This window comes from Trichocoleus sp. ST-U2, assembly GCF_039961875.1.
Classification (GTDB): Bacteria; Cyanobacteriota; Cyanobacteriia; order Cyanobacteriales; family FACHB-T130; genus FACHB-T130.
In genome coordinates this window covers 158,034-173,820 of the sequence record NZ_JAMPJY010000008.1, presented here as the reverse complement: position 1 = coordinate 173,820, position 15,787 = coordinate 158,034, and the positions used below count along the sequence as shown (strand labels likewise).

The window sequence follows — 15,787 nt, the reverse complement described above, 5'->3', positions numbered from 1 at the left end:
GAGCCAAGAATTTCTTTTTCAACATTGCACTCACCCTTCATTTTCAGTATTATTCAGTCTTATTCCAAGTTACAATAAGCACTGGCGATCGCCTTCGTGCAGGTGACTCACCCGATTGGGTGATTTTTAGCGATCGGTCATTAGTCAGTGGTAACGCAATAATGACGATGAACTAACCAGCTTTTTCTGCCTCTGGTGAGGTTGCTAAAGGTAATGTGAACCAGAAAGTTGCTCCAGTTCCGGGGGCGCTAATGGCACCAATTTGTCCCCCATGAGCGGTGATGATTTGCCGACAAAGATATAACCCTAGACCGATGCCAGCAGAACGGGCGCGGTTTCCTCGAACATAACGATCGAAAAGACGATCGCACGCTTCTGGAGTCATCCCGATCCCGTTATCAGCAACGGTGCAATGAATCATCTCTTCTTCTATGGTGGCTTCCAAGGTGATGCGAAGTCCGGGTGGGTTATGGTTCAGAGCATTAGTCAGCAGATTTTCAAAAACTCGTCTTAGCTGCAATGGATCGGCTGTCACGCCCGGTAAATCGTCGGGAACTCGATTTATCAGCGACGCTTGATGTTTTGATAGCAGCGGTTCTAAGTCTTCTGCGATCGCTTGAATCAACGTACTCAATTCTACAAACTCATATTGGAGGACAACACCGCGAACTTCGCTGGAATGCGCTTCGAGGAGAGAGTTGATTAAACCCAGTTGGCGATCGCTACTCTGGATCATCCGCTCTAAAATTGAGCGAGGAATGGGAATCGTGTCTCCTGGCTTATTCAACAAGTTATTCACTACCAAGGACATTCCCATAATCGGCGTGCGAAGATCGTGAGAAACTGCATGAAGAAACTCATCTTTGAGTTCGTTCAGCTCTTTGAGTTCCTCCATTTTTTGAATAAGTTGGGCAGTGCGCGTCTCAACTTGACGTTCCAAACTAGCATTGAGATCCTGTACTTGTTGATAGAGTTTTGCTTGCTGAATGGCGATCGTCACTTGAGTTGACAGCGATGAAAGCAAATCAATTTCCAATTGTTTCCAGTCACGCGGGGTTGTACATTGATCGACCATCAGGATTCCCCACGGCTCGTCGTTCAGAAGAATCGGTACAGCCAGATAAGCTTTGATGTGATAATTGGAAAAATCTTGAGAAATGGCTGAAGAAAGCTCTATTTGAGAAGTATCTTTGACAACGTGGATAGTTTTATTCTCAAACATCGCTCTGATTTGTTGCATATGTTCTTCATCTGTGGGACTCCATCCCAAAACAGGTCGCCAAGGGGGAGCGACCGATTCCGCAACCACCTCAAAATTGCTATAAATACGACTGATAAAAACCCGATCTGCTAAGAGAAAATTTCGGACTTCTATCACAGTAGTATCTAGAATTTGCTGAATATCGAGTGATTGTCGAATCCGGAGTGCCATCGCGCCCGACAAGCGATCGCGCTCCGCCGAGAGTAACAGCGCCTCTTCTGCACGCTGGCGCTCGGTAATATCAATTCCTAACCCAAAGAAAAAGTCAAGTTCCCCATTTTCTTTCGCAACCGACTTTCCGTGCCATTCTACTAGCAGTTTTTCGCCTTGTTTGGTAAGCACGTAGTTGTGCCTTTGAGGCAGTTGCTGTAGTTGGATGACATGCTCAAAGACTTCAGAAACGATTGCGCGATCGCTTTGGGGAATAAAAGTTGAAAGATAATCAGTTCCTAAAACCTCCTCAAAGGTATAACCAAGAGCGTGAAGCATTGCGTCATTCATCATCCTGACGGTGCCATCCGGATTGATAGCCACAAAAAAAGCTGGAGAAGTTTGGACAATCGTGGTGTTAAAGTCTCTTTCTTGGCGTAGTTTCTCCTCTGCTTGCTTCCAATCGGTAATGTCTTGCGTCATCACCATTGCCGCAAAAATTTCTCCGCCCTCATTTTTGACGGGAAGTGCGTGCAAAAGATAGATCCGGGAAGCAGCGCGATCGCTATCAGACGAATTATTGTAAGGAACTTCAATAACAGTGGCTTTTCCTGCCAGCGCTGCCCGATAAGTCGGCTCTAACAATTCACAAGTTTCACGAGGTAATGTCTCCCAAAGCATCTTTCCTTCTAACAACTCTTTAGAAAGACCAATCGCAGCTAATCCTGCACCTTCAGCAATCGTGTAACGGAGGTCTTGATCGAATAAGAAAACTGCGCCGTTCGGAAAGTTTCTTGCAAGCGTGCGGTATAATTCCTCACTTCGCGTCAGAGCTTCTTCCGCTCGTTTTCGTTCGGTGATATCTATTCCAATACTGATAATGTAATTAACTGAGCTATCCGCATCGACGAGAACCGTATTCGACCAAGCAATCGGTCTTCGGCTTCCATCTTTCGTTACCCAGTAGTTTTCATTAGTCTTAGGAAATTCCCCTGATTGAAGAGCTTTAAAGATAGTTTTGACGGGTTCCAATTCCTCCGGAATTATAAATAAATCCCAGAAATACTTGTTCTTGACTTCTTCAAATGAATATTGAGTTGTTCTCTCGCAAGCTCGATTAAAACGGATGATTCGTCCTTGGCAATCGAGAACTACCACTAAAGCACCAGCCGTATCAAGGATGGCAGAAACAAAATTTCGCTCCTTCCTCAAATCTTTAATGAGTCCCCGCAATTGAGACGTCATTTCATTAAAAGTGGTCGCTAATACCCCCAATTCATTGCCTTGTCTAACTGTGACTTCCGTATCTAGATTTCCCCCACTAATTTGGGCTGCTGCTTTTGTTAAACGCTGCAAAGGTAATACAATTTGCCGGGAGAAGAACCAACCCAGCTCAATCGCCACTAGCATCGCCACGCTCAATGCTATCCCCATCACCAAAAGCATTTTTCGCACCGGAGCGTAGGCTTCAACGGTGGGTAGTTCTACCACCACCTTCCAGCGCCCAGTCCGGATGGTAGAAATGGCTCCCACTACCTCAACACCTCGCAAACCTTGATAAGTAGTCAGCCGTTTTGCACCATTTAATTTAGTTAATTTTTGGATGAATGGGTAGTCTGAGAGGTCTTTCAGATTAAAATTTTCAGGAGATTTTCCTTTCTCAGCAATTAAATAATTGCGATTATCGATCGCATAAGCATAACCCGTCTTCCCTACTTTGGTGTGAGAGAGAACATTCCAGAGAAACTTTAAATTGATCCAAGCCATTAAAACGCCATTAATTTCATCCTGTTGATTGCGAATGGGCACAGCTAAGATGACCGTCTGCAAGTGAGTCTTAGGGTCAATTCTAACGGGGCTGACAAAATCTTCCTGTTGTCTAAAAGCTTGTAAAAATGATGTAGAAGCTTCTTCTTGATAGAAAATTGCTTTACCATAAGGCGAAGAGGAAGAAACAATATTACCCTTATTATTAAAAATTGCCACTGTTTCATAAGCACTATTGTGGCGGGTTAACGCTTCCAGAAATCTATCTTGAATCTCAGGCGAAAGATCGGTCAATCCTTGCACTCTCGCTAAATAGCTTAGTTTCCGCTGCAAGTCATCCAAGTAAGCATTGATTTCCCCAGCAGCCGCATGACTGCGCTCTTGTTGGGCAATTTCTACTTGTTGCAATTGAGCTTGAAAGCTTAGATAGATTAAAATTCCCGAAGTGAGCAATAGTGTTGAAACGACTAGCAAGACCAGACCGTATCTCAGCTGATTTGCAATTGAAGAAAGCCAAGATAAAGGTAAATTTATACCTGTATTAGCTTGATGCGAAGCACTGTTGCGATTTCTTTTGTTCATCGTGCCTCCTAGCTCAGAAAGTTGCACCCGCTGATTCGCAATTGTTTAAAGCCCCTACAGAAGCGATGTAAATTGCCTCTAGGGTGAAACATCTATTTTGCCAGTGACGATCTCTTGCTTAACAGAAGCGACGAAAGCTTCTTGCTCTGGAGTTAACGAGCCATAAAAAGGAGCTAAATCTTGGACTTCCTCTAGCAGCCCAAACTTGTATTGCTTGCCTTCCCATCGCCCCTGTTGTACCAAAGTTGCTCCCTCCAGCATTAACATAGGCACCTGCTGGATAACGCTGGTAACAATCGTCTTTGGAGCCAGTTTGTGCTGATTTTCAATCTCATTGGTGGCATGTCTCCATCTGATAACGTAAACGCCCTTACTTTGGGCAGCTACTTTAATAACACCTATATTGGCTCTATCGGCATCAACGACTAAAACATCAGTTCCTGCTGCTACTTGCTCTTGGGCAATTTTTCTAGCTTTGTCCGCATCTGACCAACTGTTAAGCCACTTGATAGAAACTGTACTGTCCAGTTTCGTTGCCCGGACACCCCGTTTAAATAAGATAGCCTCTTCTTCCATCACTGGATATGCTTGACCGCCAATAAAGGCAACTTTTTTAGTTTTGGTTTTGAGTCCGGCAACGACCCCAGTTAGATAACCCACTTCCCCACTCCGAAACGCCAAAGCACCCACGTTTTTATTGTTACCGGCATAACTGCTCATGAGGGCAAATTTAGTGCGAGGAAAATCTTTGGCAACTGTTTCGGCGGCGTCGCGATATTCATCACCATGACTGATGAGGAAATCAAAACTTTTTTGGGCATATTGACGAAAAAGTTTCTCACCATCAGCTTCAGGAACGCTAGCAGTATAAGCCACCTCAGCCCCAAGTTCTTTTTCAATCAATTTCAGCCCTTCGTAACCTGATTGATTCCAACCTTTGTCATTTATAGGGCCAGGAAAAAGCATTGCTACTTTAAAAGTCCCGGCTTTTCCAGCCTCAGGTGTAGGTGTAATCTTGCTTCCGGTTGCACCGCAGGCCACCAGAAACAAAGTTAAAACTAGGCAAATAGTTTTCTTGCTCATGGATAGTGGGTAGTGGGTCATGGGTGGTGGGTAGTTGGTAAGGATGACCACTTATTACCTACTACCTCTTGACTAAGGACTCAGGACTACTAAGACACTAAAAGAATTTTGCTTCTAGATTTTATCTACTTTTATTTAATTGGTCTAGCTGGGGTCAGCAGGAAATATCCTCTCTAGAAAGCGTTCATTATATTTGCGATTTTTTTTTAATTGATAAATATAAAACAAATTATTTTATGGGGAACAAGATGAGTAGTATTGCAGCTATTGATAATATTTTTCCACAGGTTGTTGCCCCAATTTTATTTTAAGCTAACTTATACTAATACCATTTAACTTTTGTGATGCTACACTTCAGATACTTCTAGTCTAAGCTCAAAGAAGTGTAACTCGATATCAGCCTCTGCTTAACCTAAGAGACTGGATGGAAGTGATGTGGGTGCTGGTGTTTCGGCGGGCATAACGAATGGGTGAGTTTAAGTTTTTAACTTGCGCCTAGTGTTACATTTATTCTTTTTTGTAATATTAATTTCGATAAAATACCGGCTATATTCCAAGCATCATCTCCTCCTCTATGGTGAGTTCCTTCAAGGGGAAGATTCAGTAATTCTAATGCCATATCCATGCCAATTTCATTTGGCATGGCATGAATAATCCCAAAAAGAGTTTTGATATTTATATGTCGGGTTCCGAAAGGATAACTGATATGGCAAGATTGGCATTGTTTTTCAAATTGTCGTCGGTCGTAGTCGCCGTAGCTTGCCCAAACTCTATCTTTTGATAAATATTTTTTCTTTAAAATTGAACAGGCTGATTCAAAAGAAATTCCTAGATTAACTTGTGCTTGAGTTAATGTGGTTAGATTGGTGCAAAATTGACTAACTTGGGAACGTTCGGGTTTCACGAGGATACTTTCTTTTTCCAAGCGCTCTCCCGTAGCGATATCAATTGGACAAATCCCAATTTCGATGATTTCGTTTTCTTGTCCAGCGGGTGGATTTCCTTGCCAGCAAGTTGATTCAATATCAACCACAAGGATTTGGTCTAATTTCTTAGCCATTTTGGGGTGACTTCTTGTTTGGTCTGGACACCCCGTAGAGGTGCCTCTACGGGGTATTGGGAATTTGAAATAATTAGTCAGTTAATTCGGTGCGAAGTTGATTGACAACTCGGCTTAAGGCTACTGAATGGGAGGCTTTGAAAAGGATGCGATCGCCTTGTTGCACCATTTCTTTCAAACGCTCTACCACAGCCTGATGCGTCGAAAAGCACTCAGCAGGTAAAGGGGCAGCACCCAGAGCGATCGCTTCGGCTTCTTTGTCATCTACCAGCACCAACAAAGCGTCTAGATTCAACCGCCGTGCCGCTTCTCCAACTGCAAAGTGGAATTGGGGCGATCGCTCTCCCAATTCCTTCATCGTCCCCAGAACCGCAATATGCCTTTTTCCTGGCGTTTGTGCCAACAATTGCAGTGCCGCCAGCATTGACTCTAGCCCAGCATTGTAGGTTTCATCCAAAATGGCAACATCGTTGGGCAAATCGTAGCGCTGCGCCCTCCCAGATGGCAGATTTACCGACAAACCGGCGGTTAACGATTTCCAGTCAACCTGGAGAACTTTAGCTACTGCCAAGGCTGCCAGAAAATTAGATGCATTATGACGCCCCGGTAGCGGTAACGGCAAATGCACCCCTTCGACGCACAATGTCTCGTTATCAATCAATTCCCCGCGTAAATCTCCCCCTTCCAAGCCGTAGGTAATGGTTTGCCCTTGCCAAACTGTTGCCGCAGTTTCCATTAACAAGCGGTTGTCGTGATTCAGAACAGCGATGCTATTGGAAGGCATTTCCGCGAGTAATTCGCATTTCGCTTGGGCGATCGCTTCCTCCGAACCCAACCGCCCGATATGCGCGGTTCCCACATTCGTAATTACCGCTACAGAAGGTTGTGCAATTTGTGTTAATAGGGCAATTTCACCCCTAGCACGCATTGCCATTTCAATAACAGCATAGTTATGCATTGGTGAAAGTTCTAATAGTGTTTTGGGAACACCAATTTCGTTGTTGTAGTTAGCCTGAGTTTTAAGAATGTCGCCCTTTGTTGACAAAACTGCTGCAATTAATTCTTTGGTAGTGGTTTTACCTACCGAGCCGGTTATACCGATTACAGGGATATCGAACTGCAAGCGCCACCAATGAGCGATCGTCTGATATGCTTTCAAGGTGTCTTCTAGGCACAAATGCGGAATAGATCCCGACAATGGGTAGTCAGTAATGGCTGCGATCGCTCCTTTTTCTAGAGCAGTTTCCACAAACTCATGCCCATCAAACTTGTCTCCCCGTAGTGCCACAAAAATTTCTCCCGGCTTCAGGCTACGGGTGTCAGTTGTAATTCCTGCAACATATCCTGCTAATTCGGCGTCAGATAGATTGATTGGTTTCGCCCCTATGATTTGGGCTATTTGAGAGAGGAGGACGTGACAAGGCATGAGGCTTATGTTCAAACTTCAAGAAGATTCATCCTTATCATGCACTACGCAAAGCGTTAGAACAAAAGATGCATTTTGAGCAGTGATTTCTATCACATAATCCGCTATCTTGTCCCACTACTTTAGAGGTAGATGCGCGAAGTGAATAATTGATGCTCTGCGGCATCCGTATTTCTACTTCATCGAAACTTCACAATTTTGCCGCATATTTGCGGAACCATTTGAAGAATCAACCAAGATATGCTCTATTTGGGGTAATCTTTCTCCGATTATAGGAGTATAGAAAATAGCCCCCTTATCAGGGTGATATTTAGGGTGCATCGATTCAAGCGTCTACTACACGACAGTTGCAATAGAAATAAACCGAATCAACCGAACTGATATAAACTCAGCCCTAGCGTGCGTACGTAGGGGGGCATTGAAGTGACAACCTGGACAGACTGTTATCACCGACACACTAGCACTGAAGAGCAGCAGCTTTACGATCATTTGCTTTACTGGGTTCAACATGAATCACCCAGTCGGATGATTGAGCGATTTCGCCAGCTGTTCATGGATGGCGTGGGGTATTCAGAGCCAAAAATCTGGATGGCGCTGGAGAGAATTACGACTTCTAAGCAGGCTGAGCAGGAATTCCGGTTTATTCTTAATCGGTGCTGCCATATTCTGATCAATCGCTGGCAGATGCACCCCAATCTCCAAGCGTCCATCCCGGATTTGGTAGAAATATTCCAGACGCCTCCGGTCATGGGAACGGTTCGCTCTCGCGGAGCCAGACGTTTGCGGGAACTGGTAAGGATGTTCAACCAGACGGAGCAATATCTGACCCTGCGACGGCTAGCCCAAGTGATGAGTCAAGCCGCAGAGGCAGCTGGCAATGACTCTAAGCCTTTGGGAAGCTTAATTCGCCGGTATCCCTACCTATATGAACATTGCCTATTGAGTGAAGACAGCTCTTACGAGCATCAGCAAACAGTTCGGCAAATTCAATCCAGAATTCAGCGGGGATTTGAAGTCGATTTGTCTCAGTACGTAACTTACCAAGTACGGCGTGCCCAAGTGTCGCGTCAGACTTGCCCCAGTCAACGCGAACGAATTATCCAGCCGGTGACGAATCCAACGTTATTGAGCGATCGCGAACTGGGTGTTGCTCTCAAACAATTTTACGGCAAAGTAGAAGGCTCCCACACCTACCGGGATTTATCACAGCGCTTCCTCACCCACACTAGCCAAACACCTTCCTACAGAGCTTTTAAATGGGATTTATACGAATATCTGACCGCTTCCATTGACCCAGAATTTGGTAAACGTCAGTTTAACGAGCGCTTGTATGCCCAGCTAAAAAACACTCTCCCGAATAGCGATTCCCAAAGACCTAGCGAATTCTTGATTGTCCGAACTTGTAGTCAATTGTTGAACTTTTTAGTGGTAGAAAGTCCGCAGCGACCGAATCACTATGTCTTCGTCGATCTGATTACGAATTTGGGGGCGACATTCACAACCGGCTTGCTTTTGAAAATAGTGCTGCTGTGCCGCAAGGTCAAGCCCTACTTGGAAAAGCGATTTTCAATTCTTTTTAACCACTACGAGTCTTATGCCAGAGATGGTGTGCCGTGGTTAATCAAATCTCTGGAAAATCTGAATGTAGCTTTAAGCCTACACTTTGGGGATGCTGATGTTTCCTGCTTGAGCCAAATATTATGAGCTAAATATTATCAGGAATTGCCGCTGCTTGCCCCAACGAAGGCAAGAGGCATTATTTTTTACTTTTCTAGTTTTTCCAATTACCACTACATTTCATCTGTCTATTGCCCCGAATTCAGCAGGGGTTCAGGAAAGCTGATGTGTAGCCTCACAAAAGTGAAATGGTAACAGTTAGCTCAAATACAATCCCTAACCCCCTAAGCCTCCTTCCCTTAGTGGAGGAATTGAGGGGGTTCGCGGGGGCGCAAGGAGGGTAGACAGACGAAGAAATCCGACTTCTGCTGCTGGTGAAAAACAGTTTTCCCCTGATTTTGTACGCCTGCTTAATGAAAAGTTAGGAACGGTTCGATTCAGAAAATAAATTTTATGCTAGAATCTTGCTCGTGAATCAGAATCGGATGTAAGCTTTGTTACTCGCGCAGCAAGTTTATCTCTACTGTGTGGGCAAATAGCTCTCCGAAACTGGAGCTTGAAAATATTGAATCGTGGAGATATTTCCGTGTCGATATATGTAGGAAACCTATCCTACGAAGTTACGCAAGACGATCTCACATCTGTCTTTACAGAGTACGGAACCGTTAAACGAGTTCAGCTGCCTACAGATCGAGAAACGGGGCGGATGCGTGGCTTTGGATTTGTAGAAATGGGAACGGATGCTGAAGAGGAAGCTGCAATTGAAGCCCTCGATGGAGCAGAGTGGATGGGTCGCACCCTGAAAGTAAATAAAGCCAAACCCCGTGAAGATAGGGGTGGGAGTCGCAGTCCAGGAAGCAGGAGCGGTCAAGGAGGAGGAGGAAATTTCTCTTCCCGGCGCTATTGAGCTAGTGGCTTAATCATGTCAACTTGAGATTGGAATAACAGCAAAGATCGATTGCCTGTAATTCTCCGCTTGATTTCGGTTAGGGACTAGCAGTGTTAGTTGGTCAAAATTGAGTAAAAATGCGCCCAGCATCTTACGACTACACCAGACCAGGTTAGTCGTAAGATGCTGGGTGGCGCATGGTACAATCAATGCTTAGGGTAGCTTAAGTGTGCTGCTCGCCCGTCGTTTGGCTGGAGTCATCTCAGGTACTCAGAGCGACTGAATAAGGTAGGGCTGCTCCTGGAAGTTCGAGACTGAGTACGTTGGTAGGCTAATCGCACTCGTCGGGAAAAACAATAAGCAAAAAGCTTTGTACAGAAGCGATATTGGGTCTGTACAACTCCAGTACGCAAAGGGTCTGGAGGTGAGTAGGGCACTAGAGACTCGGCAGCCAAGTCTTTACCCGAAACACACCGAAAACGGCAGTAGAGGCATGGTCATAACCCTTGCCGCTGCGCCAATCGCAGGAGGAATGAACGAAAGCTGCGATCGCTCAAGCGAAGCCATCGATCGTGGATTAAGTTCACACCCGAAAAGCAACTTAATCACCTATACAGAGGAATCATCAAGAATGACCCAAGTGGTTTTAGGCGAAAATGAGGGAATAGAATCAGCTTTGCGCCGCTTCAAACGGCAAGTATCCAAGGCTGGAATCTTAGCAGATTTTAGATATCGGCGGCATTTTGAAACTCCCATAGAAAAGCGCAAGCGCAAGGCAACTGCTGCCCGCCGCAAAAAAAGACGTTTTGGGTAACAAAAGTGAGTTGCCCTGGCGTGCTACCACTACAGCATCAGCTAGGGCGCTTCTTTAGATTCTTTATTTGCCATAACACTACGGCTATTGTAAAGACTCATGGATTTCTCAACTCCTTGTTTGAGGCTCAACTCCACCGCCTCAACCACGAGTTGCATGACATCAGACAAAGCTTTACTTTCATCAGGGGAAAACCGACCCAAGACGTGGGAAACCGTGTCCTGTTCTACTTTGGTTTTACCGATGCCAATCCGCAATCGAGGGAAATTTTGAGTACCGAGATGAGCGATCGCAGACTTCATCCCATTATGTCCCCCAGCCGAACCAGAAAGACGCAAGCGAATCTTTCCCAGCGGCAAATCCATATCGTCATAAATTACTAGGACAGACTCTGGCGGCAATTTATACCAATCCGTCACCGCGCGAATTGCCTGTCCGGAGAGATTCATATAGGTAAGGGGTTTGAGTAACCGCACCTTGTCTCCGTGTAATCCGCGTCCCTCCCCAAACTCCCCCTGGAACTTGCGATTTTCACTCTTGGAAATTTGCCAGGAACGCGCTAAGGCATCAATCACTTCAAACCCGATATTGTGTCGCGTCTTCTCGTACTTGGGTTCTGGATTCCCCAGACCAACGATTAGCTGGGGAATCACTAGAGTAGAGGTTGCCTTTCCGTTGTCAGTGGTCATTTTTTGATTGTCCATTATCAATTGTCGATGATTAGTAACCACTAACCTGGGTCAAGCGAATTAAGAAGCGATCGCTAACTTCGTCAGATTACTTGTTGAGCCTCTTCTTGGGGAACAGAAGCCATGAGTTTTTCTTGATCTCGCTTACGTTTTTTCGCATAAAGCTGAATGGTCGCTGCCATCGTCACAATCAGCCCAACAACGAGCCAAGTGGTAATGTCTGTAGGCAGGCTATTTTTAAACACAGCCAGCAAAACAATCACCACTAAAAGTAACGTCGGCGCTTCATTCAAAGCGCGTAACTGCTGACTATTCCAGGTGCATCGGTCTTCGGCTAACTGTTTGATGAGACGACCACAGTAATGGTGGTAGCCAATCAAAACAGCCACCAGACTGAGTTTGATATGCAACCAACTCTCTCGTAGCACTTCAGTCTCAGTACTTACTAAACCAATTGCCATCGCTACCGTCACAATCATGCCCGGTGTCGTGATGATGCTGTAAAGGCGTTTTTCCATAATCTGATACTGATTCTTCAGAATCGTTTGGGCAGGTTCTGGCTGCTCCGAAGCCTCTACGTGATAGATAAATAAACGTACCAGGTAGAACAAGCCTGCAAACCAAACCACAAAGCCGACAATGTGAAAAGCCTTAAACCAGAAATAAGCCATCAATCGTGTCCTCTACGGTCAAACTCTGTAAGATCAACAAGTTTTTGTAAGGGTAACAGAGCAATTTCTCAAACTGAGTGCTGGAAGAGAGTTTCCAGATAGACCCGTGCTGCTTTGCGATAACTCCGCGAAGCTTCTGGGGTGCTGCCATTACCATTTTGCAGCAAGAACAGCGACAGCGCTGCGGCAAATACCCGGTCTTGATCCCAATCGGGATGAGTTTCCAGGTAATCTTTGAGAGATTCGTGTAGGTCTTCGGGAATTTCTGCCAAGATACTGATATTTGTGTTCATAGAATTCCTTTGCGTTGTCTATGGGTAAGGGCGCAACAGCCCCATGCCCTTACAAGGGTCAGTTTTGCAGTTGCCAATCACACTGACCGTCGCATCATTGTCTGCTGAGAGGGGGTAGGGTTGTCAATGCTGCGAAATATTACAGGCCGGGGTATGTCTAAAAAATATGCACGAGTTAATCAGCTCTGTAGGCGGATTTTTGTTACTTATCTTTACAAAAACTCGGTTGCTCTCGGCTGAGTTACTGTCTTTTAGAAAAATCCCCAATAGAACAGCAAAACCCGATCCGAGTGTTCAACCCTGTGGAAAAGGTCACAGAACCTGTGGAAAAAGTTGAACGCCTTTGTGGAAAGGCTGGGGAATGGATGGGGAAAAGTTGGGTGAAAGATAAGAATTGCAAAGTGCTAATCGAAGGACGGCTGATACTCAGTCGAGGGTTGAAATGTTGATACTTTAAAACGTTGGTCGGTTAAAATTTAACGTTTTAATCCGATCCACCATTTCAACCTTAAATGGCTATCCTACGGAATCAGGCGGCTGAAGGAGCTGGAACTGAGAGGGAATGTCCCAAAGCAGCGAAAACTTGGCGTTGCTCAAACAGGGTAACGAGGTCGCTGTTGATTTTGTTTTGGGCGGCTTCTGCTTTGAGGATTTTCAGGGCAGTTTCTACGGGCAAGCGGCGCTTATAGGGGCGATCGCTTGCTGTAAGAGCATCATAAATATCCGCAATTGTCAATATCTGAGACTGAATTGGAATCGCTTCCTGTTTCAAGCCTTGAGGGTAGCCACTTCCGTCGAGTTTTTCGTGATGCCCTGCGGCGATCGCGGGAACATCTTTGAGGTGTTTCGTCCAGGGTATCCGGTTGAGAAACTCAAAAGTGTGCGTGACGTGCGCTTGGATGATTAAACGCTCTTCGGTTGTCAGGTTGCCTTGTGGCACCATTAGCTGAGCAATCTCTGTCGGTGAGAGGAGAGGCTTGATCTGTCCATCCACATCTTGATAAGTGTAACCAGACAGCTCTTGGAGCCGTTCTGGAAGCTCTTGGGCGAGAATGTGGGGTTCGTTCGCCTCTAGTAGGAGATGCCAATATTCATTGAGTTGCGCGATCGCATCCTCTAACTGACTATCTAATTGTTGTAGCTGTTGGCAGTGGGAACAGACAATTTCCGAATCTTTATGTTGATGGCTGGGATGCTCCAGTAAATACTTAAATTTAGTCTGGGCGCATTCCATTTCCAGCGTTCGCTGCGCCACAGCAAAGCGGTTACGAATCACCTCTATCTGGGATGGGTAGAGTTTTTTCTGCTTCCCCAGAATGGCTTCGGGTGTACTGACTTTGCCAAAGTCATGTAACAGTGCGGCGTAGCGAATTTCTTGGATTTGGCGTTCGTTAAAATAAATTGACCGCAGCGATCCCGTGGTAATTGTACTGGCTTCTTGCGAGAGACGCACCACTAAGTCGGCAACTCGTTCGGAATGCCCGGATGTTGTGGGATCTCGTGTTTCAATAATTTGGACAGAAGCTCTAACAAAGCCTTCAAATAGATTTTCAATACTTTCTTGCAGCTGATTGCGTTCGATCGAGATCGCCGCCTGAGAAGCAAGCGATCGCACAACGCGCTCTTCCCAAGCAGAATAAGGTTGGGTAACATTCAGCACATTTTCAGGCGTGACAATCGCATCACGATTAACCTTGCGATTAATTAGCTGAAGCACCCCAATAATTTCCCCTTCACCGTCTTGCATGGGTAGCACTAAGACGGAGCGAGTATGGTAAGGAATCGAGCTGTCAAAACTGCGATCCAACTGATAGGGAACTTCCAGGGGTAAATTATAAGCATCCGGCAAATTTAAGCTTTCACCTGTCAGCGCCACATACCCTGCCAGACTTTTCGGAGTCAATGGCATCAAAAACTCTTGAAAGGAATCGCTGCATTGAGAATCATTTTGCGCGACCTTAAACACTAACTTGGGAGTGTCACTACTTCGCTCTACTAAATAAACACTCCCCGCATCACTACAAGTAATTTCCCGACTCTTCGATAAAATCAGATTCAGTAATTCTTTTAAATTATGACTGCTCGAAAGCGCTGTCCCGATTGCCAAAAGTTGCTCAATGAGTTCTGCTGGCTCTTTGATTTCCGGAAGCCACACTTGGTTCTTCGCTGTGATTATCTGGCAAGGGGAGACAGTCATAAGTATGCACCGTTTGATTACACGTAAGCTTGATGGTAGCTGCTTGAATATAGGTTTCTAAAAAAGCAACTCAGGCACCGCAGAGCAGGAATACCGGGTTTATCTTTGCAGCCGGTAATGCTCCTCGCTCAACCAGGAGTATTTTAATCCTAGTTTTTGGAGCGAACCTCTCTATGACTATCATCTGCTATTTCTACGCACCTCTAAACAGAGATTTTAAAGAAAAGATAAAGTTAGCAAGATTTGCGACGAAATCAGAAGCATAGTTTGTCTTGAAAGTTACTGTCGAGTCTGTTGAAAAGGCTAAAAACCGTCTTTTTAGAGTGATTACTTATTTGCATACTTCATCTATTCTTCATAATTCTTCTTGAAAAATTTACACTGGTTGCTGAGTCCTAAATTCTAATTTCCAGGTAATTTGGCGTACCAGTCATCGGCATTTTTACTGATTCTTTTTAATGACTTTCGGGAGATGCGAGCTAAGTTAGCTAGAATCAAGCTCATCTTGCCTTAAAATAGGAGTTTGTGGCGGTGATGGGCAAGAAAGCCGCATCAGAAAAAATTGCCAAGACAAGTCTTTTTGACAGTGCGAAATTGTAATACTCATTACAATTTCCCTAGTAGTTGCTCATTTGATTAGGCATAGCAATTCTAAATAACTCGGAAAGGTGAGATCCCCGACTTCGGGAGAGAAGTCTGGGATCTGATGGGCTGGCTCACCGGTCAAATCGGATTGCTCTAGTTCGCTAACGGCGCGGAAAATTGGGAAGCTAGCACCCACCATCGGCAAGCTTCCCCGATTCATTCCATTTGTCTCAAGATAAAAATGCCCACCCGACTTTTGGGATGCTAAAGCTCTCGACGGGTATCTCGCTTTGCCCTGAAAGTAATTAGATAAGAATTCTAATTTTGACTGGGTGGAGGCGTCCGATTCGTCAAGCGTTGAAAGGCGATTTGGATCGCTAAGGCAACTAGACCAACAGCCACTAAGGCAAAGATAGAGGTTGCCAGCGTGCTGACGCCCACCACGAGGGTGCGAACAGCGATCGCAATATTGATGGTCGTTACATTATCCGAGTGGATGGGCTTGGCAGCAAAGCTTTGAGCAATTGAATTGGTGAGGAAATAACAACCTGTTGCCATTGCTCCTGCGATCGACGCACCACTCAAACAGCGTAGAGGACTCGTGGGCGTTTGGACTGGGGCTGGTGGGTTATCTGTAGTGTTTGGATTATTCATAGGTTCATTGAGCGATTCGCAATTAGGGATCGGTGATGAATATTTAGCG

Annotated in this window: 13 protein-coding genes; 3 read left to right on the top strand and 10 right to left on the bottom strand. The window is 45.3% G+C overall.

Annotated features, from left to right (window positions below):
- Positions 1–172: 172 nt before the first annotated feature.
- The 4 genes from NC996_RS07980 to murF all read right to left on the bottom strand — a co-directional run bounded on the left by NC996_RS07980 (position 173) and on the right by murF (position 7,329).
- Entirely contained in the window at positions 173–3,760 is a 3,588-nt protein-coding gene (locus tag NC996_RS07980; RefSeq protein ID WP_190690141.1) for a PAS domain S-box protein, read from the bottom strand.
- Between the two features lie 78 nt (positions 3,761–3,838).
- Positions 3,839–4,864: a BMP family protein gene (locus NC996_RS07975; protein ID WP_190690137.1), complete on the bottom strand. Its 1,026-nt coding sequence runs from the start codon at positions 4,862–4,864 to the stop codon at positions 3,839–3,841.
- 463 nt (positions 4,865–5,327) lie between these two features.
- Positions 5,328–5,903 carry a 3'-5' exonuclease gene (locus NC996_RS07970; protein WP_190690134.1) on the bottom strand — a complete coding sequence of 192 codons (576 nt, stop codon included), beginning with the start codon at positions 5,901–5,903 and terminating at the stop codon, positions 5,328–5,330.
- Positions 5,904–5,976: 73 nt separating this feature from the next.
- Positions 5,977–7,329, bottom strand: a complete 1,353-nt coding sequence (gene murF, locus NC996_RS07965; RefSeq protein ID WP_190690131.1) for a UDP-N-acetylmuramoyl-tripeptide--D-alanyl-D-alanine ligase — start codon at positions 7,327–7,329, stop codon at positions 5,977–5,979.
- Between the two features lie 423 nt (positions 7,330–7,752).
- Here murF and NC996_RS07960 point away from each other — a divergent pair, with 423 nt between their 5' ends.
- The 3 genes from NC996_RS07960 (at position 7,753) to rpsU (ending at position 10,649) form a co-directional block, all read left to right on the top strand.
- Complete coding sequence (locus NC996_RS07960; RefSeq protein ID WP_190411591.1) at positions 7,753–9,033, top strand: hypothetical protein; 1,281 nt, start codon at positions 7,753–7,755, stop codon at positions 9,031–9,033.
- A gap of 499 nt (positions 9,034–9,532) precedes the next feature.
- A complete protein-coding gene (locus tag NC996_RS07955; RefSeq protein ID WP_190411592.1) occupies positions 9,533–9,853 on the top strand; it encodes an RNA-binding protein in 321 nt (106 codons plus the stop codon).
- 613 nt (positions 9,854–10,466) lie between these two features.
- Positions 10,467–10,649 (top strand): 30S ribosomal protein S21, encoded by a 183-nt coding sequence (rpsU, locus tag NC996_RS07950; protein WP_190411722.1) that lies wholly within the window; start codon positions 10,467–10,469, stop codon positions 10,647–10,649.
- 41 nt (positions 10,650–10,690) lie between these two features.
- Here rpsU and pth read toward each other — a convergent pair whose 3' ends face one another.
- The 6 genes from pth to NC996_RS07920 all read right to left on the bottom strand — a co-directional run bounded on the left by pth (position 10,691) and on the right by NC996_RS07920 (position 15,738).
- Complete coding sequence (gene pth / locus NC996_RS07945; protein ID WP_190411593.1) at positions 10,691–11,338, bottom strand: aminoacyl-tRNA hydrolase; 648 nt, start codon at positions 11,336–11,338, stop codon at positions 10,691–10,693.
- Between the two features lie 83 nt (positions 11,339–11,421).
- Positions 11,422–12,009, bottom strand: a complete 588-nt coding sequence (gene hemJ, locus NC996_RS07940) for a protoporphyrinogen oxidase HemJ (RefSeq protein WP_190674878.1) — start codon at positions 12,007–12,009, stop codon at positions 11,422–11,424.
- 68 nt (positions 12,010–12,077) lie between these two features.
- Complete coding sequence (locus tag NC996_RS07935) at positions 12,078–12,302, bottom strand: DUF2811 domain-containing protein (protein WP_190690128.1); 225 nt, start codon at positions 12,300–12,302, stop codon at positions 12,078–12,080.
- Between the two features lie 529 nt (positions 12,303–12,831).
- Positions 12,832–14,499 carry an HD family phosphohydrolase gene (locus tag NC996_RS07930; RefSeq protein WP_190411596.1) on the bottom strand — a complete coding sequence of 556 codons (1,668 nt, stop codon included), beginning with the start codon at positions 14,497–14,499 and terminating at the stop codon, positions 12,832–12,834.
- A gap of 628 nt (positions 14,500–15,127) precedes the next feature.
- On the bottom strand, positions 15,128–15,304 hold the full coding sequence (locus NC996_RS07925) for a hypothetical protein (RefSeq protein WP_190690125.1): 177 nt from the start codon (positions 15,302–15,304) through the stop codon (positions 15,128–15,130).
- Between the two features lie 98 nt (positions 15,305–15,402).
- Positions 15,403–15,738 (bottom strand): DUF3082 domain-containing protein, encoded by a 336-nt coding sequence (locus NC996_RS07920; RefSeq protein ID WP_190411597.1) that lies wholly within the window; start codon positions 15,736–15,738, stop codon positions 15,403–15,405.
- Between the last annotated feature and the right edge of the window lie 49 nt (positions 15,739–15,787).

Bases quoted from the DNA above. Each gene is read 5' to 3' on its own strand.
- NC996_RS07980 (WP_190690141.1), bottom strand. From the start codon at position 3,760: ATGAACAAAAGAAATCGCAACAGTGCTTCGCATCAAGCTAATACAGGT.
- NC996_RS07975 (WP_190690137.1), bottom strand. From the start codon at position 4,864: ATGACCCACTACCCACTATCCATGAGCAAGAAAACTATTTGCCTAGTT.
- NC996_RS07970 (WP_190690134.1), bottom strand. From the start codon at position 5,903: ATGGCTAAGAAATTAGACCAAATCCTTGTGGTTGATATTGAATCAACT.
- murF (WP_190690131.1), bottom strand. From the start codon at position 7,329: ATGCCTTGTCACGTCCTCCTCTCTCAAATAGCCCAAATCATAGGGGCG.
- rpsU (WP_190411722.1), top strand. From the start codon at position 10,467: ATGACCCAAGTGGTTTTAGGCGAAAATGAGGGAATAGAATCAGCTTTG.
- pth (WP_190411593.1), bottom strand. From the start codon at position 11,338: ATGACCACTGACAACGGAAAGGCAACCTCTACTCTAGTGATTCCCCAG.
- hemJ (WP_190674878.1), bottom strand. From the start codon at position 12,009: ATGGCTTATTTCTGGTTTAAGGCTTTTCACATTGTCGGCTTTGTGGTT.
- NC996_RS07935 (WP_190690128.1), bottom strand. From the start codon at position 12,302: ATGAACACAAATATCAGTATCTTGGCAGAAATTCCCGAAGACCTACAC.
- NC996_RS07930 (WP_190411596.1), bottom strand. From the start codon at position 14,499: ATGACTGTCTCCCCTTGCCAGATAATCACAGCGAAGAACCAAGTGTGG.
- NC996_RS07925 (WP_190690125.1), bottom strand. From the start codon at position 15,304: ATGAATCGGGGAAGCTTGCCGATGGTGGGTGCTAGCTTCCCAATTTTC.
- NC996_RS07920 (WP_190411597.1), bottom strand. From the start codon at position 15,738: ATGAATAATCCAAACACTACAGATAACCCACCAGCCCCAGTCCAAACG.